This window comes from Streptomyces sp. NRRL WC-3626, assembly GCF_000718785.1.
GTDB classification, from domain to species: domain Bacteria; phylum Actinomycetota; class Actinomycetes; order Streptomycetales; family Streptomycetaceae; genus Streptomyces; species Streptomyces edwardsiae.
This window is the reverse complement of the sequence record NZ_JOCA01000031.1, coordinates 37,992-62,930: the sequence shown is the minus strand read 5'-3', so window position 1 is coordinate 62,930 and position 24,939 is coordinate 37,992. Positions and strand designations below refer to the sequence as shown.

18 protein-coding genes are annotated in these 24,939 nt (G+C 73.8%); 5 read left to right on the top strand and 13 right to left on the bottom strand.

Annotated features, from left to right (window positions below; all coding sequences use genetic code 11):
• Nucleotides 1–2,288 precede the first annotated feature (2,288 nt).
• From IF28_RS39590 to IF28_RS0133910, 4 genes are read right to left on the bottom strand one after another with little or no spacing between them, the layout of a single operon-like run.
• A complete protein-coding gene (locus IF28_RS39590) occupies nt 2,289–2,447 on the bottom strand; it encodes a DUF6760 family protein (RefSeq protein WP_199809079.1) in 159 nt (52 codons plus the stop codon).
• Entirely contained in the window at nt 2,444–2,944 is a 501-nt protein-coding gene (locus tag IF28_RS0133920) for a hypothetical protein (protein WP_030228791.1), read from the bottom strand. Before IF28_RS0133920 ends, IF28_RS39590 begins: the two co-directional genes overlap by 4 nt.
• The gene (locus tag IF28_RS0133915) at nt 2,941–3,381 is read right to left on the bottom strand and encodes a phage tail protein (protein WP_030228789.1); all 441 of its coding nucleotides are present in this window, start codon (nt 3,379–3,381) and stop codon (nt 2,941–2,943) included. Before IF28_RS0133915 ends, IF28_RS0133920 begins: the two co-directional genes overlap by 4 nt.
• A 35-nt stretch (nt 3,382–3,416) precedes the next feature.
• Nucleotides 3,417–4,973 carry a phage tail sheath family protein gene (locus tag IF28_RS0133910; RefSeq protein ID WP_030228787.1) on the bottom strand — a complete coding sequence of 519 codons (1,557 nt, stop codon included), beginning with the start codon at nt 4,971–4,973 and terminating at the stop codon, nt 3,417–3,419.
• Between the two features lie 240 nt (nt 4,974–5,213).
• Between IF28_RS0133910 and IF28_RS40440 the strand changes: the two genes are divergently transcribed.
• On the top strand, nt 5,214–7,238 hold the full coding sequence (locus IF28_RS40440; protein ID WP_420713803.1) for a DUF4157 domain-containing protein: 2,025 nt from the start codon (nt 5,214–5,216) through the stop codon (nt 7,236–7,238).
• A 16-nt stretch (nt 7,239–7,254) separates the two neighbouring features.
• Here the strand turns inward: IF28_RS40440 and IF28_RS0133900 are convergent, their stop codons facing one another.
• The 4 genes from IF28_RS0133900 to IF28_RS0133885 all read right to left on the bottom strand — a co-directional run bounded on the left by IF28_RS0133900 (nt 7,255) and on the right by IF28_RS0133885 (nt 14,145).
• Nucleotides 7,255–9,387: an ATP-binding protein gene (locus IF28_RS0133900; RefSeq protein WP_030228783.1), complete on the bottom strand. Its 2,133-nt coding sequence runs from the start codon at nt 9,385–9,387 to the stop codon at nt 7,255–7,257.
• Nucleotides 9,384–10,091, bottom strand: coding sequence for a DUF4255 domain-containing protein (locus tag IF28_RS0133895; RefSeq protein WP_030228782.1), 708 nt, complete (start codon nt 10,089–10,091; stop codon nt 9,384–9,386). The genes IF28_RS0133900 and IF28_RS0133895 overlap by 4 nt, the downstream gene beginning before the upstream one ends.
• The gene (locus tag IF28_RS0133890) at nt 10,088–13,252 is read right to left on the bottom strand and encodes a DUF11 domain-containing protein (RefSeq protein WP_037894615.1); all 3,165 of its coding nucleotides are present in this window, start codon (nt 13,250–13,252) and stop codon (nt 10,088–10,090) included. Before IF28_RS0133890 ends, IF28_RS0133895 begins: the two co-directional genes overlap by 4 nt.
• 170 nt (nt 13,253–13,422) lie before the next feature.
• The gene (locus tag IF28_RS0133885; RefSeq protein ID WP_030228778.1) at nt 13,423–14,145 is read right to left on the bottom strand and encodes a helix-turn-helix transcriptional regulator; all 723 of its coding nucleotides are present in this window, start codon (nt 14,143–14,145) and stop codon (nt 13,423–13,425) included.
• 205 nt (nt 14,146–14,350) lie between these two features.
• Between IF28_RS0133885 and IF28_RS0133880 the strand changes: the two genes are divergently transcribed.
• Nucleotides 14,351–15,703, top strand: coding sequence for a hydrolytic protein (locus IF28_RS0133880; RefSeq protein ID WP_234325403.1), 1,353 nt, complete (start codon nt 14,351–14,353; stop codon nt 15,701–15,703).
• A gap of 139 nt (nt 15,704–15,842) precedes the next feature.
• Here the strand turns inward: IF28_RS0133880 and IF28_RS0133875 are convergent, their stop codons facing one another.
• Nucleotides 15,843–16,676: a hypothetical protein gene (locus IF28_RS0133875; protein WP_063829364.1), complete on the bottom strand. Its 834-nt coding sequence runs from the start codon at nt 16,674–16,676 to the stop codon at nt 15,843–15,845.
• 218 nt (nt 16,677–16,894) lie between these two features.
• Nucleotides 16,895–17,512: an RNA polymerase sigma factor gene (locus IF28_RS0133870; protein ID WP_030228772.1), complete on the bottom strand. Its 618-nt coding sequence runs from the start codon at nt 17,510–17,512 to the stop codon at nt 16,895–16,897.
• A 246-nt stretch (nt 17,513–17,758) separates the two neighbouring features.
• Between IF28_RS0133870 and IF28_RS0133865 the strand changes: the two genes are divergently transcribed.
• A complete protein-coding gene (locus tag IF28_RS0133865) occupies nt 17,759–20,482 on the top strand; it encodes an FG-GAP-like repeat-containing protein (protein WP_030228769.1) in 2,724 nt (907 codons plus the stop codon).
• 47 nt (nt 20,483–20,529) lie between these two features.
• Here the strand turns inward: IF28_RS0133865 and IF28_RS0133860 are convergent, their stop codons facing one another.
• From IF28_RS0133860 to IF28_RS0133845, 3 genes are all read right to left on the bottom strand, one after another.
• Entirely contained in the window at nt 20,530–20,943 is a 414-nt protein-coding gene (locus IF28_RS0133860; RefSeq protein ID WP_030228767.1) for a hypothetical protein, read from the bottom strand.
• Between the two features lie 210 nt (nt 20,944–21,153).
• Complete coding sequence (locus tag IF28_RS0133855; RefSeq protein ID WP_030228765.1) at nt 21,154–21,711, bottom strand: hypothetical protein; 558 nt, start codon at nt 21,709–21,711, stop codon at nt 21,154–21,156.
• Nucleotides 21,712–21,942: 231 nt separating this feature from the next.
• Nucleotides 21,943–23,517, bottom strand: a complete 1,575-nt coding sequence (locus tag IF28_RS0133845) for a beta-N-acetylhexosaminidase (RefSeq protein ID WP_030228762.1) — start codon at nt 23,515–23,517, stop codon at nt 21,943–21,945.
• Between the two features lie 248 nt (nt 23,518–23,765).
• Between IF28_RS0133845 and IF28_RS0133840 the strand changes: the two genes are divergently transcribed.
• Together IF28_RS0133840 and sdhC are read left to right on the top strand one after the other, a co-directional pair.
• On the top strand, nt 23,766–24,398 hold the full coding sequence (locus tag IF28_RS0133840; RefSeq protein ID WP_420713804.1) for a 2-oxo-4-hydroxy-4-carboxy-5-ureidoimidazoline decarboxylase: 633 nt from the start codon (nt 23,766–23,768) through the stop codon (nt 24,396–24,398).
• Nucleotides 24,399–24,556: 158 nt separating this feature from the next.
• The gene (gene sdhC, locus IF28_RS0133835) at nt 24,557–24,937 is read left to right on the top strand and encodes a succinate dehydrogenase, cytochrome b556 subunit (protein WP_078621622.1); all 381 of its coding nucleotides are present in this window, start codon (nt 24,557–24,559) and stop codon (nt 24,935–24,937) included.
• Nucleotides 24,938–24,939: the final 2 nt, after the last annotated feature.

Below are 24,939 nucleotides of genomic sequence, written 5' to 3'. Positions count from 1 at the left end.
CGACGGGGCGGCCGTTGCCGGTGCGGGGCGTGGCGGGGGGTGTCGCGCCCTCGGGGGTGTGGGTGCTGAGGGTGAGGGGGCGGGCGGGGAGCAGCGTGAGGGTGCGGGGGGCCGTGCCCGGGGCGGGCCTGGTGGTCGCGCCCAGGGCGGGGCCTACGGCGCGGGCGACGACGACGGGGGTGGGCCCTGCCGCTGGTCCGGCGGGCGCGGGCGTTCGTACGACGGGGTCGGCCGGGCCCTTCGGTGCCGGAGTCGGGGTCGGCCTCGCCCATGCCGGTCCGTCGGCGTGCCGATCGGGGGGACCCGGTGGCGGGGGGACCGGTGGGGCCGGGTCTTTTGCGAGGCTGCGCTGGACGGCGGATGTTCCGAGCAGGGGGGTGGATGTCGTGCGGGGGGTTTGGTCGGCGCTGGGGGGTAGCGCGGGCAGGGGTGCGCCGAGGCCGCCTCGGGTGCGGGGGCGGGTGGGGCGGGGGGTGTCACTCGGGTTCGCCGTGGGGGTGTTGGAGGGGGGCGTGTCCTCGGTCCGGCGTTGGACCATGGGAAGAGCGGGTCGTCCCTCGGCGGGTGTCTGCTGTGCCGGCGGTGTCGCCGTGGGCGGCAGTTCGGTCAGCGGGGCTCCCAGCGGGGGGCGGTCGCCGGTCCGCCGGACGGGGTTGTGTGGCGTGGGGGGTGCGGCTGAGGTCGGGGGGTCCACTCGCCGGCGTTCGCCGGGTGCCGCTGCGCCCACCCTCCCCCACTCTCGGCTTCGCTCGAGCGGGGGGACCCCCATCGCCCCAGCGGCACGATTGCCCGCAGCTGCGGGGTAGTTGTCCGCGGCTGCGGGGTAGTTGCCCGCAGCTGCCGCGTGGTGGTCCGCGGCTGCGGCGTGCGAGCGGTTGTCCGCGGCTGCGGGGGGCGCGGAGTGGCCCCGCGCCGGGGTGATGGCTGCGACGCGGCGGGTGGGTCCCGCCACGCGGCGGGCGACCGTCAAGCGGGGTCCCGCCGAACGTGATCGGGCGACCGGGCGAGACGGCTCGGCGCCGGATACCTGGGATTTCCCCGGTCGATCACCACTCCGTTCGCGTCCCGCCTCCGTGGCGGCGCGCTGCGCGGACGGCGCACGCGAGGAGGCGGGCGTACCGGGGATCACGGAGACGCGTCGTACGAGCGGAATCGGTGAAGTGGTCGGCGGGCGGGCGGGATCGGAAGGTTCCACTACCGGAGTGCCGCCGTCCGATGTCACGGCTCGTTGCACAGCGGGAGGTGCCGAGGAGAGCACGGCAGGGGACGTCGTGGACGTGAGGCCACGAGACGCCGGGGCGCCGCTGTCCGGAGTGCCGTGGGAGCCGTCCGTGGAACGGGCCACCACGGGCGCACCGGAACCCGAGGACGCCCGGCCTGACGTCTGCCCACCGATGACCCGAGGTCCGGAAGGTGCCGAGCCGAGTGCCTCCGAGCGCGAGGAGGCCGGACCGGTCACCCCTGTGCCGGAATCCCCGGAACCCGACGGCACCGAGCCGGACGGCCTCGTACCGGAGGAGCCGGAACCCGACGACGGCGCAGCCGGCCGTCCCGCACCGGAGGAGCCGGGCTTCGAGGGGGTGGGCCGCGAGGGCGCCGGACCGGGCGGTTCCGGTGACCCGGAACCTGTGGGCGTCGGGCCGGGCGATTTCGGTGACCCGGAGCCCGTGGGCGCCGGACCGGATCGTGCCGGACCGGAGGGCCCGGAGCCCGTGGACCCGGATCGCGAGGTTCCGGGGGCCGAGGGCGCCGCGCCCGGAGCCCCCGTACCGGACGAGCGCGTCCGTCGGGCGACCGGAGTCGCCGGGGCCGTGCTGTCCGGGCGGGGGGCCGTGTCCGGTCGTACCGGACGCGGTCGTGCCGCGCCCTGCGCATCATGCTCCGCGCCGTCCCCCTCCCGCCGCACCGCGCGGAGCAGCAGTGGGCCCCCGCCGGTGCTGGTGGCGAGTGGGGTGGCCGGGCGGGTGATCCCCCGGACCATTCCCGTCGGGGCGTCGGGGAGCACCGCGTGGCCGAGGCCCGTGTCGAAGGCCGGGTTCTGCCAGGCGGCGAGGCCCGCGCGGAAGGTGAGGCCGTCGCTCACGCCCAGCGGGGCGCGGGAGACGGTGAGCGGGGGCGCGGTGGTGCGGCGCCAGCCGCCGTCCCAGTCGGCGGGCACGACGGCGGCCGGGACGTCGTTCACGTCCCGGTCCACGTCCGTCGGACCGGAATCGCCAAAGTCGCCGGACCTGCCGGCCGCCGGCCGCTCCGCGGCCCGGCGGCGCAGCCTGTCCCGCCATGCCATGTGCTCAACCGCCTTCGTTCATGCGCGTGTTGATCCGGGCGATCTCGGCCACCCACTGCTGCCGTTCGCCGTGGGTGAGGTCGAGGATCTCCTCGCGCCCCCAGTGGAAGTGGTAGGCGACGTACGCGATCTCCTCCCGCAGCCGGGGAAGCGCGTACGTCACGATTCCCCCAGGCGCCCACCCGAGAGGTCGACCTCGAAGGCGCCCTCGCAGTGCGGGCAGGTCACCGCCGCGCGGGTGTGGCCCTCGCTGTTGACACGGCGGTAGAAGTCCTGGAGGAAGGCGACGTCGGTGGCGTACATCCGCTCCACGACCCCGGCGTGCACATCGGTGATACCGCCGAGCCGGGTGATCACCTGGCTCAGCAGCACCACGCTCAGATACGCCGGGTTCTCCTTGACCCGCAGATCGATCTGGGGCCGCAGTTCGTCGCGGGCGGTGGCCAGGCGCATCGTGCCGTGCCGGTGCACCGTGCCGTCGTCGTCCACATAGCCGCGCGGCAGCTCGAACTCGAACTCGGTGCGCAGCCCGTGCTCCTCCCGGCGCGGCGGGGCGGCCGCGGCCGGGGTGTCCGCCGCCGACTGCTCCGACGCCGGGGCGGGCGCCGTCGCCTGGAGGAGTTCCTCCAGGTTGCCCGCCGTCACCGTACGACGCCTCATTCGACGACGATCTCCTCGAACACGATCGTGACGGACTCGGTGGCCGGGGAGGACTCGCCCGCCTTCAGCGACGGGCCCTCCCACTTGGAGGCCCAGCCCTGCAGCAGCTGGATACGGCGGACCGTGTTGCCCTCGGTGTCCTTGATCTCGATCGTGAGGTTCTGGCGTGCGGAGTTCACGGCCCCGTTGTTCAGGGTCTCCTTGATCCACTTGGTGAACTCGCTGCTCTGGTCGAGTCCCCGGGTGATCGTGATCTCGCCGGCCTGCCGGGCTCCCGGCTGCTTGCGGATGATCTGCTTGCCCTCGGAGGTCACCTGCTTGACCTCGACGACATCCTCCTCGACGGTGAACCCGCTGATCTCCTGGATCGACTCGACCAGGTATCCGCCGAGCTGCACGCCGAAGACGTGGGTGGAAAGAGCGTCGCCCGTTGCCATGACTGTCTGTCAACCTTCCCTTGCTGACCCGCGGGTCACTCGTCGATGAGACTGGTGGTGTCGGAGAACTGGGCCAGCCGGAACACCACGAACTCCGCGGGCTTGACCGGCGCGACGCCGATCTCGCAGACGACCCGGCCCTGGTCGATGGACTCCTGCGGGTTGTTGTCGCGGTCGCACTTCACGTAGAACGCCTCGTCGGCGGTGCGGCCGAACAGGGCGCCCCGGCGCCATTCCTCCTGGAGGAACGCGGTGACGTTGCGGCGGATGCTCGACCACAGGCGGTCGTCGTTCGGCTCGAACACCACCCACTGGGTGCCGAGCAGGATGGACTCCTCCAGGTAGTTGAACAGGCGGCGCACGTTGAGGTAGCGCCAGGCCGGGTCGGAGGAGAGGGTGCGGGCGCCCCAGATGCGGATGCCGCGGCCGGGGAAGGCGCGGACGCAGTTCACGCCGATGGGGTTGAGGAGGTCCTGCTCGCCCTTGCTGAGCCGCAGTTCCAGGTCGACCGCGCCACGGATGACCTCGTTGGCGGGGGCCTTGTGCACACCGCGTTCGGCGTCGCTGCGGGCCCACACACCGGCGACGTGGCCGCTCGGCGGGACGGTGGTGTTGCGGCCGAGGGCCGGGTCGAAGACCCGCACCCACGGGTAGTACAGGGTGGCGTAGCGGGAGTCGTAGCCGGCCTCGTCGTTGCGCCAGGTGCGCACCTGCTGGGCGGACAGGCCGGGCGGGGAGTCGAGCACGGCGACCCGGTCGCCCATCTGCTCGCAGTGCGAGATGACGGCGAGCTGCACGGTGCGTACGCCCTCGGCGTCGATGTCACCGCGCTGGTAGGCGCCCATGAGGTCCGGCACCGCGACCATGGTGATCTCGTCGATGGTCTCGAGCCCGCCGAACCCGGTGCGGGCGCCGGCGTCGCCGACGTACTCGGAGGGGTCGAGGCGGGCTGCCGTCGCGGCCGGGGCGGCCGGGGCGTCGGGGACCGCCACCGTGCCCGCGGCGGGCTTGGCGGTGCCGGCGCCGCGCTGCTCGGTGACCTCGATCAGTTCGGAGGCGCGGGCCTGGGTGACCAGGTACCCCTTGACGTTCTTGCGGGTGGAGGCCTCGTACGTCTCCACGACCTGCTCGCCGCGCCGGACGAGGACCTTGAAGCGGTCCTCGGGCGGGTTCTCGCCGTCCGCGTCGGCGACCTCCACCGACACCCCGGTGACACCGGGCTTCGCCGCGATCAGGAAACCGCCGACTTCCACGGGCTGTACGGCCCGGTCGCCCCCGCGCTGCCTGCCGTTGCCGCTGCCGGCCGCCGGGGCGGAGGTGTCCTCGGCAGACCCGCCGATGCGCACCACGTACGCGGCGCCGCCGCCGTTGGAGAAGTAGCCGTAGACCGCGTGGGCCAGATAGGTGCCCTCGGTGAAGCCACCGAACAGCTGGGAGTACTGGTCCCAGCTGGTGACCAGCGTCGGCGCGTGGAACGGGCCCTTCTCGGCGAAGCCGACGAACGCGGCGACGGCCGTGCCGACCCCTTCGATCGGCCGGGCACCGGACTGCACCTCCTCCACGTACACGCCCGGGGTGAGGTACGTCGGCATGCTCGCTCCTTAACGTCCTTGCGGTCACCTGTGTCCAGGCCGAGTCTGCGCGGGGCCCCCGAGGGGACGGGAGGGACGCGCGGCCCTGAACAGGGGCAAGACCGCTGCCTTTCCGGGCGGCCGGACAGCCCCGCCGCCGCCCGGCGCTGCCCGCGCGCTGCCCGCGCGGCTCTGGACGCGGCGGCCGTCCGCGCGGTCTGCTGGAGCAGCCGCGGAGGTGTACGGACGAGGAGGCACGTGGTGCAGACGCCCAAGCCGCGCACCGTGCGGGCCAAAACCCGGCAGAAGGGGCGCGACGACCGGTCCCCCGCCCTGCGGGAGACCTCCCGGAGCGCCGCCGTGCCGCCGCCGCTCACCGCCGGCGCGCTGCGCGCCGCCCAGCGCGAGGCGGGCAACGCGGCCGTGACCCGTATGATCGCCCGCCGTGTCCGTCCCGCGCCCACCCCGGAGCAGGGGGACACCGGGGTGGACGAGGTCCTGAAGTCGGGCGGCACACCGCTCGCCGGAGCGGTACGCCAGGAGATGGAGGCCCGTTTCCGGGCCGACTTCTCCGCCGTACGGCTGCACACCGGCCCCTTTGCCGCCCGCTCGGCCCGCGCCATCGGCGCCCGTGCCTACACCTCGGGCAGCCATGTCGTCCTCGGTGACGGCGGCGGCGACAAACACACCCTCGCCCATGAACTCACCCATGTCGTGCAGCAACGGCAGGGTCCCGTCGCGGGCACGGACCACGGCGACGGCCTGCGCATCAGCGACCCCGCCGACCGCTTCGAACGGGAGGCGGAGGCGAACGCGCACCGCGTGATGGCGGGCCCCGCGCCCGTGCAGCGGGCCGAGGCGGACACGGCGGCGCCCGCGGCCCGCGGCGCGGCGGTGATCCAGCGCAAGGGCACGGAGGAACTCTCGGGCCAGTTGCCGGCCGCCGGGGCCGGCGGCACGTCGCTGTCGTCCTTCCTCAAGTCCTTCTCGCGCGCCCCCGCCCAGGAGTCCCGGGAACTGGCGGACATCCGCCGGGCCATCGCGGAGTACGACCGTGATCCCAAGCGGGACCCCATGTACTGCGCGCAGCAGGTGGTCGGGCTGCTGCTGGCGGTCAGCGGCGCCGAGGAGAACCTGGAAGGCAGGCCCGAACGGGAGACCGCGTCCGCCAGGACCTTCCTGACCGCGGCCCGCACGGCCCTGAAGGCCGAGAACGACCGGGTGACCGAACAGATCGGCCGGGACGCCGACTTCCCCGCGGAGGCCCGCGCCCCCTTCGAGGCGATGACCGCGAACGGCATGCTCTGGAGTGAGGATGCCTGGGCCGACAGCGCCGCGGCGTTCGCCATGAGCGGGCCGAGCTACTTCCGCGAGCTGTCCGAGCTGAACCGGGCCGGTATGGCCAACGAGATCAGCACCCGTGGGCGCGACGAATGGGTGGCCGGCGTCGAACGGGCGCTGGGTGCCGCGCTGCGGCAGAGCGTGCTGGTCCACTACACCAAGGACGAGGAGCGCGCGGAGCAGCTGAAGCAGGCGGGCCACATCAAGTCGAAGACGGAGCTGCTGAAGGCGGACCCCGAGGCGCCGAACAACTCCGAGGGCTACGACACCCACGTACTCGCGAACGAGGGCTTCGTCTTCTTCTTCCTGGAGGCGCCCGGCAGCGAGTTCCGCGACACCCGGTTCGGAAAGGTCCGCTTCGAGATCCCGCTCGTGGACTCGCCCCTGGAGTCCCAGGGCTGGCTGATGCTCAGCGACTTCGCCCAGCGGGAGTATCCGACGATCAACGCCAAGCCCGCCGAGCCGGCGGTCACCAAGAGCGAGCTGGCCACCCGCCCGGAGAAGATGCCCGCCGAATTCTCGCTTCCCGTGAGGAACTTCGACCTCGGAGCCGCCAAGGGGGAGATGGACTACGACAAGTTCGGGGAGCGGCGCAGCATGGAACAGGACCCGATCCGGGCGAGCCAGATCCTCCTCTCCATGGCCCAGGCCGCGGCGGACGAGCACAGCACGATGACCTACGGCTCCGGCGCCGGGCAGAAGCAGTACAAGGAGCGGCTCCGCTCCAACACCCTCAGGGGCAAGGACATCATTCCCGGCCTGGTGGACCGCGCGGTGCTGGAGATCATGCGCATGGAGGACGTCAACCCCGCGCTGGCGGGGCGGCTGAAGAACATGTCCGGCCAGGAGCTGATGAGGTTCCTCCTCAAGGACCTGCTGCGTCCGCAGGCGATGCTGCCGGGCACCGTGGATCTCGCCAACGCCACGATGCGGGTCAAGTCCTGACCCCGGACGGGTCGTCTCACGCCCCGGCCGCCTCCGCCGTGTAGGGCCCGAACTCGCTCTCCAGGAGCAGCCGTCCGAGCTTGCGGTACTCCTGGGCGATCGCGGTCACCGTCTGCCGCATGGTGAGCGGTTTGCCGGACTCCGCGGCAAGGTAGGCCGCGGTGACCGCGCAGGCGCGGATGGAGCCGCCGGCGAGTTCGAAGCGGTCCGCGCAGAAGGCGAGGTCGAGGTCGTCGGAGCGGGGCAGCCGGTCGCCCAGGCACCGGTCCCACAGGGCGAGCCGCTGGCCGGCGTCCGGCATGGGGAAGTCCGCGACGACGTCCAGACGGCGGGTGAACGCCTCGTCCAGGTTGGCGCGCAGGTTGGTGGTCAGTACGGCGATCCCGTCGAACGACTCCATGCGCTGGAGCAGATAAGCCGACTCGATGTTGGCGTGCCGGTCGTGGGCGTCCTTCACCTCCGAGCGTTTGCCGAAGATCGCGTCGGCCTCGTCGAAGAGCAGCACCGCGTTGACCGCGGAGGCCTCGGTGAAGATGCGCTCCAGGTTCTTCTCGGTCTCCCCGACGTACTTGTCGACGACCGTGGACAGGTCGACGACGTACAGGTCCATGCCGAGGTCCGCGGCGACGACCTCGGCGGACATGGTCTTGCCGGTGCCGGACTCGCCGGCGAACAGCGCGATGACGCCGCGCCCCCGGCCGCCGCCGGGCCGCATCCCCCACTGTCCGAGCACCTGCTCACGGTGGCGGGCGCGCAGTGCGAGCTCCCGCAGCCGCCGGTGGGTGGTGGGCGGCAGCACGAGGTCGTCCCAGCCGACCCCCGGTTCCACCCGCCGGGCGAGCCGGTCGAGGCCCGCGCCGTTCTGGGCGCGGACGGCGCCCCGCAGATCGTCCGGTCCGACGGGGCGTCCGTCGAGCGCGGCCGTGCGCACCGCCACGTCGGCGGCCCGGCGCAGTTGCCCGGCGTCCAGCCGATGCGCGGCGACGGCTCGCGCGAGCGCCTCGACGTCACCGAGGGGATCGACGGGCCGACGCGGCCCGGGTGCGACCGGGCCGGCGGTCGCCGGGCTCGGTGACCCGGCGTCGTCGGCGGGCCGGTGCGAGGTCCCGGCCGCCTGCGCGGCCCTGGTGAGCGCATGGTGCCACCGGGCTGCCTGGCGTTCCGGCGCCGGGGGCGGGACCGTGAGGGTGACGGGGGTGTCGGGGGCCCAGGTGGGGTCCCAGGGTGTCGCGTCGTGGGTGTAGAGGGGGATGCCCCGGAGTTCGGTGCAGAGGGTCCGGAGCGTGCGGGAGCGTTCGCCGGGTTCGCCGGGCAGGGCCGCCAGCGGTCCGAGCACCACGCCCGCGCCGGTCAGGCGGGCCTCGAGGGCGAGGACGCGGGCCAGTGCCGGCAGGTCGGACGGGCGGCGGGTGAGCGCCGCCGGGTCCAGGACCAGCGGGTCCCGGCCCGCCGTGCGCAGGGCCGCGACGGCCAGCCCCTCGGCGTCGCCGCCCCGGCTGCGCAGATGGACGAGACCGGCCGCGGCGGCCGCCCGGCGGACCTCCACCGGCTCGGCGGTGGGGTCCTCCAGGACCTCGCCGAGCACTCCCGTGAGCCGGGCGTCGGGTGTCGGGTCGCCCAGGAGGTGGGCGGTGACCCGGTCGGGGACCGTCAGCACGCGCGACAGCGGGGGCCGTTCCGGTTCGGTGATCTCCAGCAGACCGCCCGCGATCAGCGGTGCCCCGGGGGCGAGCCGGAACCGGGCGGGCGACGCCCCGCCGAGCCCGCAGAGTTCCAGTGCGAGCCCGACGGTGGGCCGGCGCCGGGTCAGGTCGTCGTTGAGGTAGCCGTAGAGCCGCTCGAACCGGGCGTCCAGGTCGGGCGCCAGGGCCACCAGCAGCAGATCCAGGTCGAGCGGAGACAGCCCGAACCGCCGTGCGAGCGTGTCGAGTCCGGATCCGTCCGGCGGCTGCCAGGGCTCCCGCGCGGGTACGTCGAGGCCGCCCGGCTCGTCCAGGATCCGCGCCGCCGCCTCCGGGGTGAGGTACTGGCCGCGGTAGGGGTCGTCCGGGTCCGGGTCGGCGTCCCGCCGTACGGCCACGGCCTCCCGCACCCGCCGCTCGACCGCCCCGAGCCGTGTCCAGAGCGCGGGCTCCTCGGTGTGTGTCACGGCTGGCGGTCTCCCTTGCGGCGGCGCCGGGCCGGGGCCGGCGGGCGTTCACGCGGGCCGGTGAAGCCGTCCGCGCCGGGGTCGCCGACCTCGGTGTACCGCAACCGGCGCCCGGGGCCCGCCTGTTCGCCCTCGCGGGCGGCGGCGGTGCGGACGACGAGTCCCTCGGTGACCGGCGGTGCGGCGACCCGGGTCACCCCGGCGAGGGGCGCCCGCACCCGCACCCCGAGGGACGCCTTCAGCTCTCCGCCGAGGGCCGACCACACGTCGGCGGCGGCCGGCGCGTCCATGCCGGTCCCGGCGGCGTCCAGGCCCACGGTCAGGCCGAGTTCGCCGAGCGAGCCGGTGAGCAGCGCCGGGGGCAGCACGTCGTACGCCACCAGGGTGCCGAGCACCTGCGACAGCAGCCGGTGTTCGTCCTGCGGGCGGCTCGCCCACGCCGTGACGAGGTACGTCAGCTGGAACCAGCGCGGCGGGGAGCGCCGGGCGACGACGTGCCCGTCCTCGTCGTACACCTCCCCGGCGCCGGCGCCGCGCCGCAGGGCGTCCTCCCGGATGTCGTACAGGAAGACGCAGACGGTCGGGGCGCTGCGCCGGGCCGCCCAGTCACGGGTGGGGGCGTCGAAGACGACGTCGACGCCCGACGCCTCCAGGCCGCTTTCGGCGAGCAGCCTGCGCAGCCCCTCGTCGACCTCGTGGATCACCGGCGGGTCACCTCGTCCGGCGGCTGCACACTGCCGTTGACGACCAGGAAGTCGGTCTTCACCGGGGAGAATCCGGGGCCGCTCGCCGTGATGACGCGGGGTCCGGTCTGGTCCTTGGCGAGGATGAGCAGCTGGCCGATGAACGTGCCGTCCGCGAGCGGGACGGTCGGCGCGGCGGCCGCGGTGATCCCCGGCTTCCACGTGAACCGCACCGGCACGCCCGGCGGGAAGTCCTTGCCGCGTACGGAGGTGACGAAGCCGGGCTTGCCGATCTCCGGCACGGCGACGATGCGCGGCTGCAGGATGCGCAGCCGCTGCCGGGCGGTGTTGTCGCTCCGGTCGGCGTCCGTGCCGGTGGTGGTGAGGCGGCCGGTGACCTGTCCGGTCAGCGCCCTGTCGGGCCTGAGCACGACCCGTACGACGGTGCTGGCGCCCGGCGTGAGGTCGGGCAGCGCGCACTCGAGGTCGCGGTCGCAGCCGGCCGGCGTGCCGCCGCGGGGGATGCCGGCGGGCAGGCCGATGCGCAGCCGCAGTCCGGTGGCGAGGGCGTTACGGCCGTTGCGGACGGTGTACGTGACCACGACCCGGCCGCCGACATAGCCGGGGTTCGGCTGGGCGGTGACCCGTACCCCGGGACCGGCCTCGGGTGCCGCCGGCTCCGGGGGCACGGTGGGCGTGGGAGTCGGGGCGGGGGGCGCGGGCGGCGTGGGGGTCGGGGTGGGCGTGGGGGTCGGGGTGGGCGTGGGCGTGGGGGTCGCCTCGACGACCGGCACCACGGTCCGGCCCGCGTTGTCGCCGGGCTGCGGGTCGATGACCGTACCGGTGACCGACCAGTCGACCGGTGCGTCGCCGGGGACGAGGCCGGTGAGCGTGACCTGTACCGGGACGGTGGCGCCGGGCTCCACCACACCGAGGTCGCACTCCAGGGACGCGGCGTCGCAGGTGCCGTCGGGCGGGGTGATCCGGGTGACCCGGACGCCGGGCGGCGGGGCGATGGTGAGCCGGGTGCCGGGGGAGGCGGCGGGGCCGTTGTCGACCACGTCGACGGTGACCGTGACGGTGTCGCCGACGGTGACCTGCGGCGTGCTGCCGGGTGCCCGGACGGCGAGGTCCACGGACTGCTGGACGGAGGGTTCCTTCTGCCGTCCCGCGAGACCGGCGGTGAGCGGGGTGAGGCCGCCGGAGGCGATGTCGAGGAGGCTCAGCTTCTCGGGGCTGTTGCCGGCGGCCTCGGCGCGGGAGCTGAACACGAGCCCCTTGCCGTCGGCGGTCCAGGCGGCGTCGCGGGGCTGGTGCGGTCCGGTGACGGTGGTGTCCGGCAGTTCCCGGTCGCAGGCGCCGGGCACACCGCGGGCGGCGGCCGGCAGGAGGACCTGGCAGGTGTCGCCGGTCGGGGAGGTGAGCAGGATGCCGTTCCGCTCGTCGATCCGGCCGGCCCCGTTCTTGCGGTTGAACGCGACACCGCGCCCGTCCGGGGAGAAGGCGGGGCTGTCGTCGATGACCTCGCAGTCGCCGGGGCAGTGGGTCTCGCTCAGGTCGTTCTGGTCGGTCAGGTCGTCCACCGGCACGGTCCACACGTGCTTGTTGCCGCCCCTGCCGTCGATCTCCTCGGCGCGGGTGAAGGCCAGGGTGGCGCCGTCGGAGGACCAGGTGGGCTGGGCGTCCCGGCCGGTGAGCTCTCCGGCCGGCGGGACGATCTCGCCGGTGATCGCGCCGTCGGCGACGTCGGCGACGAGGATGCGGCCCGCCCCGCCGACGGCGCCCGGCGAGACACGGGTGAAGGCGAGGCGGGTGCCGTCCGGGGAGAACGTCGGGTCGGTGTCCCAGTCGGTGGCGGCGCGGCCCGCGAGGTCCATGGGTGCCGCGTTGAAGCCGTCGGCGTCGACCGTCCAGATCCGCTGGCTCCGCTGTCCGGCCTCGCCCTCGAAGCGGGTGACGACGATCCGGCGGCCGTCGGGCGTGTAGTTCTGCCGCTCCGTCCAGGGGTCGTAGCCGGGGCCCGGCTGGAAGAGGGGGTCCTTGGCGGGATCGGTGTTGGTGTCGGCCGCGGGGTCCTCGGTCAGGATCGTCGGCCCGAGGTCGCGGGGGTCGGAGCCGTCCGCCCGGATGTCCTGGAGCGTCGCCACGTGCGGGCCGGCCGCGGAGGTGCGCTCGACGACCGCACGGCCGCCGTCGACGGCGCCGAGCCAGGTGGGCGAGAGGACGTCCCGGTCCTCGTTGAGCACCAGCGAGGGAACCTGGTCGGAGTGGGCGGTGGACCGGAACACATGGTCCCAGTCGCCCTCGCACTCGCAGGTGATCTCGGGACTGAGGAACACCAGCCCGTCCCCGTCGGGCAGCCACGACGCCCCGTGGGCACGCCAGTTGGCCGCCACCCCCGCGAACAGCGGCTCGTCGGCGGCCCCGTTCGTGATCCGCAGCCGGGACACGGACCGCCCGTCCTCGGTCGTGGTGACGGTGTAGGCGATCCAGTCCCGGTTGACGTCGTCGTCGACCGGGTTCCACGCCGGCTCGGAGGCCGTACCGCCCGCGGAGCCGGTGAGCCGGGTGGCGGCACCGCCGCTCAGGTCCCGTACGTGGATCTGCCGGCCGGCCACCGGGTCGGCGTCGGACACGTACGCGATGCGCTCCCCGTCGGGGGAGACCGCCGGGTCGGTCTCGTCGGCCGGGGTGTCGGTGAGCCGGGTCGGAGCACCGCCGTCGGTGCTCACCAGCCACAGGTCGCGCTGCGCCCCCTCGCCCGCGTCGAACACCACGGACTCTCCGTCGGGCGTCAGCTGGGGGTGCGCGGCGTCCATGCCGGTGGTGAGCCGCCGTACGGAACCGCCGGCGGCCCGCAGATAGATCTGCGGGTTCTTCTCGTCCCGCCGGGAGGCGAAGACCAGCTGGTCGCCGACGGCGGACGGCTGTACGTCGTAGTGGGCCGGGCCCTCACCGAACAGGGCGGGGCTGGAGGTGGTGGAGGCGACGCCGCCGAGACTGCGGTGTCCGGTGCCGGCGTAGGTGATCCGGGTCTGCGCGGCGTCCGCCGCGTCCGTGTCCCCCGGTTCGGCATTGCCCGGACCGGCCGCCGCCGTCACCCCGAGCAGCGGGAGGAACAGCAGCAGCGACATGCCGAGTCTCCCCAGGCGGTACCGCCCGCCGGAGCCAGCGGATTCCATCGGGTCCCCTTCGCGGTCTGGTGCGGCAGCTGGATGTGCCCTCGCCCACCGTGCACCGGCCGCGCGCACGGCGGCAGGGCGGCGGGGCCGCACCCGGGGGAAGCGCGGGGTGTGCTTTCGGGCAGCGCGGGGTTCCCCGGCGTCGTCGGCGGGGGCGCCCGGCCGGTCCCTCAGATCAGCCCGTTGCGCAGCGCGTAGCCCACGGCGTGGGCCCGGTTGCGCAGTTGCAGCCGGGTGATGACCTCGTGCAGGACGTTCTTGACGGTGCGTTCGGAGTACGAGGTCTTGCGGGCTATCTCCGCCGTGTCCAGGCCCTCCGACACCAGCCGCAGCATGTCCGCCTCGCGCGTGGTGAGGGTGGACAGGGACAGCGCCCCGGGGTCGAGTGCGGAACGCTGCAGGCTGCCGACGTGGTTGAGGAGTTCACCCAGCAGATCGCCGGGGAGCATGCCCTCGCCGTTGCCGGTGGCCAGGACCAGGCGCAGCAGCTGGTCCTGATCGGCCTCGGCGCGGCGCAGCACCGCGGCGACCCCGCACTCGATGACACGCTGCAGCCCGCCGGCCCCGAGGGTGCCGATCACCAGGCCGGTGCGGGTGGCGCCGTTGTGCCGCAGCCGGCCCAGCAGGGCGGCCACGTCGTCGTCGACGGTGTCGGCGACCACCAGGGACACCCGGGCCGAGCCCATGTCGTCGGCGTCGACCAGGTCGACCTCGGGCCGGTGCCGTAACTGCTGGACGACGCCCACCCGCAGCACCGGGTCGGCGGCGTAGACGGCCAGGGTCACCCGGGGCGGAGGTCCGTCGGGTGGGGTGCGGTGGATCCAGCCGGTCCGGACGGGGCCGGGCGGTGAGGTGTCGGACAGTTCGGGTCGGATCTCTTCGGCGCGGAACACGGCTACCTGCTTCGCATGAGTCGGTGGGAGGTGACGGGGAGAACGTGAGGTGATCACAGGCGGGGTGGTGCGCGGGAGGCGGCTCGCCACATCAAGAGGCCGCCGTTACAAGTGAGTTGCCCGCGGCTGTCCGGGCACCGTCACTGCCCGCACATTGCCCTCGCGTTCCTCGCCGTACTCCCGGGCGGGCTCCTACGGTGAGGGCGTGACGCCTTCCGCAGCCTCTTCCGGTCCCGGTGCGCCCGGCCTCGACATCCCGGCCGTGACGGTGACTCCGGGCGACATCGCCACCACCACGCTGACCGTGCGCAACGACAGCGACATCGTCGAGGCGTACGACCTGACGGTGGTCGGGGACTGCGCCGCGTGGACCACGGTCGAACCGGCGCGCGTCTCCCTGTATCCCGGCACCTCCGAGACGGTGACGCTCCGGCTGGAGCCGCCGCGTTCCCCGGAGATCCGGGCCGGCGAGATGCCCCTCGGGGTGCGGGTGCTGCCGAACGAGCACCCCGACGCGGTACGGGTCCTCGAAACCACCGTGCACGTCGGGGAGTTCCACGAACTGCGGACCGAGCTGTCCCCGCGCCGCCGGCGCGGCTGGCTGCGCGGCCGCTACCTGCTGGCCGTACGCAACCAGGGCAACACCCCGGTGCGGGTGCGCTTCACCCCCGGACAGGCGGGCGAGGAGCTGGCGTTCGCCTTCGACCCGGCGCAGCCGAAGCTGGAGCCCGGCGAGTCGGCGGAGGTCCGGCTGCGGGTCCGTACCGCCAAGCCGGTGTGGTTCGGCAACCCCGTGGTGTGGCCGTTCACGATGGACACCACGGAGGCCGTCGAGCAGGAGGAGACGGCGCAGGCGCGCGCCGGCGATCCCGTCGTACAGCCGCCGCTGGACGCGGAGTTCGTCCAGATCCCGATCTTCCCGAAGTGGCTGCTGATCCTGCTCGCCGCGCTGCTCGCGCTGCTGCTCGCCTGGTTCACACTGGTCCGTCCGGCGGTGCGCAGCGCCGCCGAGGAGGCGGCCACCGAGGCGGTCCGGCCCCGGCCGACACCGGCCGGTGAGCAGGAGGCCGGCGGAGGGGCTCCGGGCACCGGGGCCGACAGCCGGCCCGGGGGCGGCGGCCAGGAGTCGGGGGCCGCGGCGCCCGGCACGGGCGGCGACGGCAGCGCCTCCTCGGCCGGGGGCGGTACGGCGGCCGGCGGCGCGCAGCACTCGGAGACGATCGACCTGAAGACGGGCACGGGCCGGACCGAGGCCGGCACGTACAAGGTGCCCGCGGACAGTGTCTTCGGCGTCACCGACATCGTCGTCGCCAACTTCCAGGGCGACGAGGGCGTACTGACGATCAGCTTCGGCGACCGCAAGATCACCACGATCGCGCTGGAGACGTTCCGCAACCAGGACTACCACTGGGTCACTCCCATCGAGATCCCCGAGAACGACACGGTGACCATCAGCGTGACCTGCGCGAAGCCCGGTACCCCGGCCACAGGTCGTCAGGCGTCCCAGTGCCATGAGGTCCTGAACGTGAGCGGAGTGCTCGGCACCACCACGCGATGAATCGGACATGCTGCTTCCGAGTTCATCCTCGATCAGTGGTGGCTACATTCGGAAAGTACCGAAAGCCTTTCGGCCGGAAATGAATAACCTTGGTCTCAAAACCGGCATCGAGCCCCAGGGGTCCCGTACGGCACCGGGCTCAGGGGCGGCCGGCTCCCGGGTTTCCGGACTTCTCCGGCTCACCGGGGTTCCCCGTGGGGCCGGCCGGGCCGTTGCCCTGGTTGCCCGAACTGCCTTGGTTGCCGAAGGTGTTGGCGCCCGGCTCGCCGGTGGGGCCGTTTCCGTTCCGCCCGGACCGGCCGTTGCCCTCGTTCCCCGGCTGCCCTGAGGGCGCGTCCGCTTCCAGCCGCCCGGCGCAGTAGGCACCGACGTCCGCCGCGCCGCCCGCCGCCTCGACGAGCCGCTTCCAGACCGCCGAGTCCAGCGCCTTGCCCCGGCCCCGCACCCGGTCGTAGGCCCGGCAGTGGGCCTCGGTGTCCTTGGCCGTGGCGGGACGGCCGGGGCGGCCGGAGCCGGTCTCCGGGGCCGTGGTGGAGCCGCCGGCCGACGGGGTGGCCGTACCGGACGACGGGGCCCGGGTGCCGCTGACGTCCCTCGCCGGTTCGTCCGGGGACGGGCCACCCGCCGCGCCGATGCCCGCGACCGCGACACCGCTCAGTGTGAGACCGGCGATCAGCACGGACAGCGTGGCCTTCAGCGAGCGGCGGCCGAGCCGGCCGCCCCGGGTCCGCCAGTCGTCCCGGCGCCGGGTGCGCGCGCCCCGCGCCCCCGTCTCCCGGGCGGCCAGGAACGCGGCGACGGCCCGCTGCTCGGCCCCGACGTCCACACCCTCGCGTATCAGCGCGGCGGCGAGCAGGGCCTCCAGGTCGGGCCCTGCGGTGGCGGCACCCGGGCCCCGGCGGCCGGACGGCGTGCCCTCGGGGTGCGCACGCCGACGGCCGGCGGGCCCGCCGTCGTTCTGCCGTTCACCCATGTCCGTTCCCGTTCCTGCTCGTTGCACCGGATACCCGCGGTCCGCCGGACCCGTACGGGCCGGCCGTGGAGGCGGCGTCGCCCGGACCGACGGATACGTTCCGCATGTCCGGCCCGTTCAGCCGGCGGCCTTGGGCGGCCGTCGTGGACCGCCGGGCGCCGCAGGGCCGGGCCGGACGCCGTCGCGCCGCCCGCCGTGTCCGCCGTCCCGGCCGATGTTCATGTCGACTCACCCAGCGTCTGCGAGGCCTCATCCGTCACACCGTCGGGGCCGAGCTGCCGCGCGAGACGCTTCAGCCCCCGGTACGCGGCCGTCCGTACGGCACCCGGCCGCTTGCCGAGGACGCGGGCGGCGGCGGGCCCGTCGAGGCCGACGACCACCCGCAGCAGCACGGCCTCGGCCTGGTCCCGCGGCAGCCCGCCGACCAGTTCGAGGGCGTACTCGGTGGACAGGGACTCCATGGCCTGGTCGTAGGTGCTCTGCGGTCCGGGCAGGTCCAGTACGTCCTGTTCCAGCGCCGACGGCCGGGGCCGTACCCGCTGCCGGCGCAGATGGTCCAGCGCCCGGTGCCTCGCTATGGTCGCCGTCCAGCCCCTGAAGCCCGCCCCGTCGCCCCTGAACCTCCCCAGATCGCGGGCGATCTCCAGCCAGGCGTCCGACATGACGTCCTCGGCGTCGTCCCCGACCAGCCCGCGCACATAGGCGAGCAGGCCCGGCTGGACGAACCGGTAGGCCACGGCGAAGGCGGCCTCGTCCCCCTCCTGGGCCCGCTCGACGGCCGCGCCCAGTTCCCCGTCGTACGCCTTTACGCGGCGGGATTCCCCTCCGTGGCCCAAGAACCGTCCTCGTCCGTACCGGGCGCGCAGCGCACCCGTGTCGCCTGGTACGGGCCCGTCCCACACGCGCCCGCACCCCCACGGTCATCAGCGTCCGCCGCCACGAAAGTGTCACAGCTCGTCACGGGCCCCGTACGGCGCGGGGGACGTCCGGGGCCATGTGTGACGTTCGGTGCCCGCCCGGCGCTGGATGAATGCCACCTGTGGGACAGGTGGTGTCCATGTTGCATTCCAAGGGGTGGGGTAGTGAGTCCTCGAAGGACCCATGCGTACAAGCCGCTCAGCCTGAGACGGCGGGCCTGGCTGACCATCGGAGCCGTCGTCGTCGGCGGCGCCGGGGTCGCCACCTACGCGGTCGCCGGCCCGTCGTCGGAGCCGCCCGCCGGGGCGAAGGCCCGGGAGCCGAGCATCCACACGCTGGAGCTGGACAACCGGGGCGCGGGCCGCCGGGGTCTCGACCGGCAGGCGACGAAACGATTCAGCGCGGTACTGGTGACCTGGGACAACCCGGAGGCGGACGCCAAGGGCACGCCCGAGGTGCGCACCCGGGACCTGGAGACCGGCGAGTGGTCCGGCTGGCAGAAGCTGGAGGACGAGCCGAGCCAGGCCGACGGCGCGGAGGGCGAGCGCGCGGCGGCCCGCGGCGGTACGGCGTCGGTGTGGACCGACGACTCGGACGGTGTCGAAGTGCGCGTGGTGAACGCCACCGGCACCCAGGTCGGCGGCCAGCCGGCCGGTATGGACGTCAAGCTCCTCGACCCGGGCACCGACCCCGAGGGCGCGCCGACGGTCGCCGCCATGGAACCGGCCGCGTTCGCGGAGGAGACCACGGAGCCGACGACCACGGAGCCGGCGACGACGGACCCCGCGACCACGGAGCCGACGACGACGGAGCCGGCGCAGTCCCCCTCGGTGGAGCCCACCGAGACGGTCACGACCACCCCCGCGGAGCCCACCGGCACCCCGTCGGGGACGGCCACCGACACCGCCTCCCCCGAGCCGTCCCCGACGGTGCCCGAGCCCCGCCCCTCGACGGTCGTGAAGCCGCCGGTCATCACCCAGGCCGAGTGGGGCGCCTCCACTGACTACGACGGCACGCCGGCCTACGGCACCGGGATCAAGGCCGCCGTCATCCACCACACCGGCGTCGACGGCGACAACGGCGTCTCCTGCGCCGACTCGCGGGCCCGGATGCGTTCCATCCAGCAGGAGCACTTCGCGCGCGGCTACTACGACATCGGCTACAACTTCGTCGTCGACCGCTGCGGGCAGATCTTCGAGGGCCGCAGCGGCGGCATGGACCTGCCGGTGACCGGCGCCCACGACGTCGGCTTCAACACCGACACGCTCGGCATCTCCTACATCGGCAACTTCGAGAGCGCGCAGCCGAGCCGGGCCGCGATGGACTCGATCGCCCGGGTCGTCGCCTGGAAGTTCGGCATGTACGGCATCGACCCGACCGGCAAGGTCACGCTGACCTCCGGCACGGAGGCCGGGGTCACCGGCAACAAGATCGACAAGGGTGAGTCGGTCACCCTCCCGCGGGTCTTCGGCCACCGGGACACCAACAACACCGCCTGCCCCGGCAAGAACCTGTACCCGAAGCTGTCCCGGATCGCCGCGCTCGCCAAGACCCCGGGCATCTCGCACGCCCTCGCCACCTCGGACTTCAACCGGGACGGACTCGCCGACCTGGCCGTGGGCACCCCGCGGGTGAAGAGCGGCGCGGGCAGCGTCTCCGTGCTCCCGGGCGGCACCGGCGGTCCGGTCTCCGGCGCCCGCAGGACGCTCATGCAGAGCAGCCCCGGCGTCTCCGGCAACGACGAGTCGGGGGACGCCTTCGGCACCTCCACCGCCTGGGGCGACGTCAACGGCGACGGCCACGCCGACCTCGCGATCGGCGTCCCCGGCGAGGACGACACCAGCGGTCACCGTGACCGCGGCTCGGTCGTGGTGATGTACGGCCCCGGGCTGAACACCGGTTTCGGCTACACCACGTCGGGTGTCACCGAGACGGGTGCGAAGCTCGGCACGACGGTCGCCGTCGGCGACTTCGACGGCGACGGCAAGGCGGACGTGTTCGCCGCCGGTCCCGGCAACGGCGGCAACTGGAACGCCCGCCACACCGGCGGCGCCACCAAGTCCGGCACGCTCACCTCCGCCACGGGGGCCCTCGCCCACCTGGACGCGGCGAGCGGCGACTTCAACCGGGACGGCTACGCGGACATCGCCCTCAACTACCGCGACACCGGCGGCGTCAGCCGCGTCGTCCGGTTCGCGGGCTCCGCGTCCGGCCTCACCAAGGCGGGCGTCATCTCCGTCAAGGGCGGGCGCTCCCTCGCCGCGGGCGACATCAACGGCAACGGCTACGACGACATCGTCATCGGCCAGCCGGCGGCCGCGGAGTCCGGCGGTACGACGTCGGGCGGGCGGATCACCATGCTGCTGGGCACGTCGTCCGGGTTCACCACCACCGGCATGAAGACGGTCCACCAGGACACCACCGGGGTCCCGGGCGGCAACGAGTCCGGGGACGACCTGGGCGCGTCGGTGTCGGTCGGCGACTACAACGGCGACGGCTACGCGGACGTCCTGGCCGGTGCCCCCGGCGAGGACCTCAGCCGCGCCGGCGTCAACCGCAAGGACGCCGGCAGCGCGATCCTGTTCCGGGGCACCTCCTCCGGCATCACCGGTTCCGGCGCGGTGTTCGTGTCCCAGGACACCTCCGGCATCCCCGGCGCAACGGAGTCCGGTGACCGGTTCGGTTCCGCGGTCTCGCTGACGGACCTGTCCGGCTACGGCCGCGCGGACCTGACGTTCGGCGCGGACGGCGAGGACACGTGGGACGGCGCGGTCCTCTACCTCCCGAGCAACGGCTCGGGACTCGGGTACGGCGACACGGTGTTCTACGGCCGGGGCTCGTTCGGCCTGGCGGCGGACCTCCGGCTGGGGAACACCCTGACCCCGTGACACGGTGACGACGACGGCCGGGGCCCGCACACCGTGCGGGCCCCGGCCTATGGGCGGGGCCCCGCGTCCGACGCGTCCCGGCACAGCAGGCGCAGGGAGCCGTCGCCCGTGTAGCAGCGGCGGGCCTCGTCGATGGGGTCCCAGAGGCGGCCGTCGGGCGTACGGACCCAGTGGTCACCGCCGTACGCCGACCACTCGCCGCCCGTCTGACGCGCGATCACCTCGCCGGCGTAGGCCCCGAAGCCGCGCAGCACCAGTTCCACGGCGGCGTACGGGGCCGCCTCGCGGCGTATCTCCCCGATGGTCCGGTCGACGCTCCACAGACTGCGCGCCGAGTAGTCGAGCCGCAGCCGCGCCCCCTCCCGCATCGCCGCCACCGCGTCCGCGGCCCAGCGGGCCGGCTTGGCCGCGGCGGAAGGCCTGGCCCCCTGCTGTGTGGTCGCACTCGTCGCACTCGTCACACCCAGCTAAGCGCAATCCCAAACGGTTCCATCACCCACCCGCCGACCACGGCCAACCGCGCCGCACCCCCGCACCCCCGCAGCCGCGGGCAACCACACGCACCCCGCAGCTGCGGGCAATCGTGCCGCTGGGGCGGCACGGGTGGGCGCAGCGGCACCCGGCAAGCGCCGGCGAGCACACCCACCCCCGGCCGCCATCACACCGGCCCCTCACCCATCCCTGCGGCTCCGCCGCGACACGGCCGCGCGCAACACCCGCCGCCCCTCCGTGGAAACCTCCAGCGCCCCGCGCAAACCCCCCGCCCCATGGGCGACAAGAAGCTCCAGCACCGCCACCTGGCGCCGCAACTCAGCGGCGAGCAACGGCGAAAGCCCATCGGTGTCGACCCCACCACGGGCATCGCCGAGACCGGAGTCGTCACCGCCCCCGTCCAACAGCCGATGCACCCGCAGCGCGGCGACGGAACAGTCGTCGGCCCACCCCCGCAACGCGGCGGCGGACCACTCACCCGGCGCGGCGGCAAGCATCCCGTGAGCAAGCCCCACCGCCTCGTCCGCACCCCCCGCCACCGCGCCCAGCTTCCCCCGCGTCTGCTCCAGCCGCTCCGCCCAGTCCCCGGCCGCCGCACCCTCCGCAAGGCTCGCCCACAGCGGCCGCAGCACCTCGTCGTCACCGCCCAGCAACGGCACGCACCGGTCCAAACAAGCCAGCCCGCTCGCGGCCAGCCCGCGCTCGTCGGCCCGTGCGATCAGTTCCACCAGGCTCATCCACGCCTCCCCAAGGGATGATTCGCGGGCCCCCCGTCGAGGCCCTCACGTGCCCCGTCCCCCACGGAGCCCGCATCTCCCCTTACTGCGTGCGATTCACCCGGAGTGTCACAGCGGCACCGCGCCGAGCCGGCCGAGCAGCCGGAAGCAGAGGTTTTCGGCCATCGGATCGGAGGCGCCGGCCGGCTCCTCGGCCCAGGGCACGCCCCGCCCGCATCAAAACCGGCGCGGTCAGTCCAGTTCGTCCGCCAGGGCCTTGAACTCCGCCCACGACAGCGCCGGTTCGCGCGGATCCCAGAGCTTCTGGACGGTCGCCGCCAGCGGCAGCCGTATCCCGGCCGCGATCTGTTCCTGGGTCTGCGCCCGGGGGATGTCGCCCCAGATGGCGAAGGATCCGCCGAGTATCTGGCCGTCGTAGCGCTCCGGGACGGGGGTGGTGCCGCGCAGCACCAGCGGCGTCCACTGCTCGTAGATCCGCTCACCGGTCGGGTAGACGAAGGTCAGCGGCTCGCCGAGCACGTAGTAGAGGAACTCGTCGTTGTAGTTGATGACCTCGCGGCCCTCGCGCAGATACTCCGCCGGCTGCCGCGCGCCGATCTCCTTGCCGGTCCAGTAGGCGACCTGGATGTCCTTCGCGGCCTGCACGGAGCCGCCGCGGAAGAAGCCGTCGTTCCAGGCGCGGGGCGTGCGGTCGAGGGCGCGGACGGTGGCGGCCCGGTCGTTCAGCCAGCCGGTGGTGAGGTCCTCCACGGTCGCTCCGGCGCCGTACCTCTTCCGCGCGGCGGCGGCCAGCCCCGGGAACGACGCCTCGGGGTCGGACACCACCAGCGCCTGGTACTCGTCCGCGCCGAGGTGCCACTGCCCGCCGGGGAACAGCCCGGCGTACTCCTTCAGCAGGTCGTCGACGATCTCGGCGGACTCGGGGTTCGCGATGTCGACCGCGCCGCGCACCGCCGCGCCGTTGACGTCGCGCAGCTGCAGACCGGGGTGTGCGGCGATGACCGCGCCCAGGTGTCCGGGCGAGTCGATCTCGGGGACGACGGTGATGTGCCGGCTCTCCGCGAGTTCGACGATCTTCCTCACCTGCGCCTTGGTGAGGTGGTCGTCGGACACGATCTCCGGGTGCGAGCCGGACTCGACGCGGAAGCCCTGGTCGTCGGAGAAGTGCAGACCGAGCTCGTTGTACTTCAGATCACCGAGCTCACGGATGCGGTCCTCGATCCACCCGGCGGTGTAGTGCTTGCGCGCGATGTCCACCATCAGCCCGCGCCGCCGCTTGGCCGGCTCGTCGCGCACCACGCCCTCGGGGGCGGCGCCGTCCGCCTTCACCTCCTGCTTGAGCGTGCGGGTGCCGTAGAACACGCCCGCCTCGGTGGGGGCGGCCACGGTCACCCGGCCGTCCCGCACGGTCATCGTGTACGACTCCGGGTTCGCGCCCGCGTCCCGGTTCAGCTCCAGCCGCAGGTCCCCGGCCCGCTCGTCGTCCCGCTCCCCCGCGTACGTCATCCCCAGCTCGCCTGCGGTCAGCCGCCCCTCGTCGGCCAGCGCGGGATCGTCCACCACCACCCGGTGGTCCTTCGCGGGCCGCCACCCCGGCCCGCGCTCGGCGCTGTGCTCGCGTACGGCGGGTATGGTGCGCGGCGCCTTGGACAGCGGGTAGCTGCGGGTGGGGCTCGGACTCGGGCTCGCCGTACCGGCGGCCTCGTCGGAACCGCCGGACGCGCCGTCGTCGCCCGAGCCGGCCCAGAGCCCGAGGCCCACACCGGCCGCGGCCACCAGCGTGCCCGCGGTGACCGCCCCGACCAGCACCCGTCGCCGCCTCACCGCCTCCCTCACGGAGCGCCGCCGGTGCTGCCTGTGCTGCCTGTGCTGACTCACCCGGCCAACGTACGACCCGAACGAGTGAAGGGCGTCATCGAGCCGTTCTCAAACTCTGCCGACCGGGTGAATCCGGGGTACCGATCGGACACGTCTCGGACTCACTCGATAACGTGGCGTCAGAACTGTCACAGCATCTTCCACCGACACACACGCGACGCCCACGAGGACCCACGCTGCCTGCGCACCGTCTCCCAGACCTCCCCGGCCGAGTCGCCATACCCGGACAGTCCCGCGGCACGCCCGGGACGCCGTCCGCGCTGGAGCGGTTCAACACCGGTCCGGCCGAGGACGCCGAGCGCCTCCTCCTGGCCTGTCTGCGCAGCCCGCGCTGGGCCCTTCGCCTCTCCGGCCACCGCCCCTACCCGGATCTGCCGTCCCTGCTCGCGGCCTCCGACGAGGCGGCGTACGACCTCTCCCCCAAGGAACTCACCGAGGCCCTGACGGCCGAGCCCCGCCCCGTCCTCCCCGAGGACACCTACTCCGCCGCCCACACGGCCCTCACCGCGGCCCACACGGCGTACGAGTCCACGTTCGGGCACGCCTTCGTGATCTCCCTGGACGGCGTCCCCGGGGAAGAGATCCTGGACCGCTTCCTGGAAAGCATCCGATCACGTTTGGCCAACGATCCCGACGAGGAACGAGCGGTAGCGGCGGACCACCTCCGCCAGCTCGCGAAGGAGCGGCTGCTCACCTCATTGGGGGCACGGGACGCGCCCCTCAGGGGCGCGGGGAACCGCGCGACCGGCCCTCGCGACGCCACACCCGTCACACAACCGGACAATCCATCCCGTATGCCACCCCGATAGCCCGTAAGCGTGCCAGTTTGATCACACCGGCAGGCCCCCTGCAAGCGCCGCAGGCATCCGTCGCTAACATGCTGGGGGCCGGTGGACCGTACCCGGCCGGGCCCGACCGACAAGGAAAGCCGGCGCGGCCCCGACCCCCGCTCCCGGAGGAAACTTCCGTGCCGGCTGGAACGCTGTACCGCGGCCGGGAAGGAATGTGGTCCTGGGTGGCTCACCGAGTCACCGGCGTCCTCATCTTCTTCTTCCTGTTCGTTCACGTGCTGGACACCTCGCTCGTACGAGTGTCCCCCGAGGCCTACGACGATGTCGTGGCCACGTACAAGACGCCGATCGTCGCGCTGCTGGAGTACGGCCTCGTCGCCGCCATCCTGTTCCACGCGCTCAACGGCCTGCGTGTCATCGCCGTCGACTTCTGGGCCAAGGGCGCCCGCTACCAGAAGCAGATGCTCTGGACGGTCGTCGCCATCTGGGTCGTGCTCATGCTCGGGGCGATCTACCCCGTGCTCGGCCACGCCGCTCGTGAAGTGTTCGGGAGCTGACG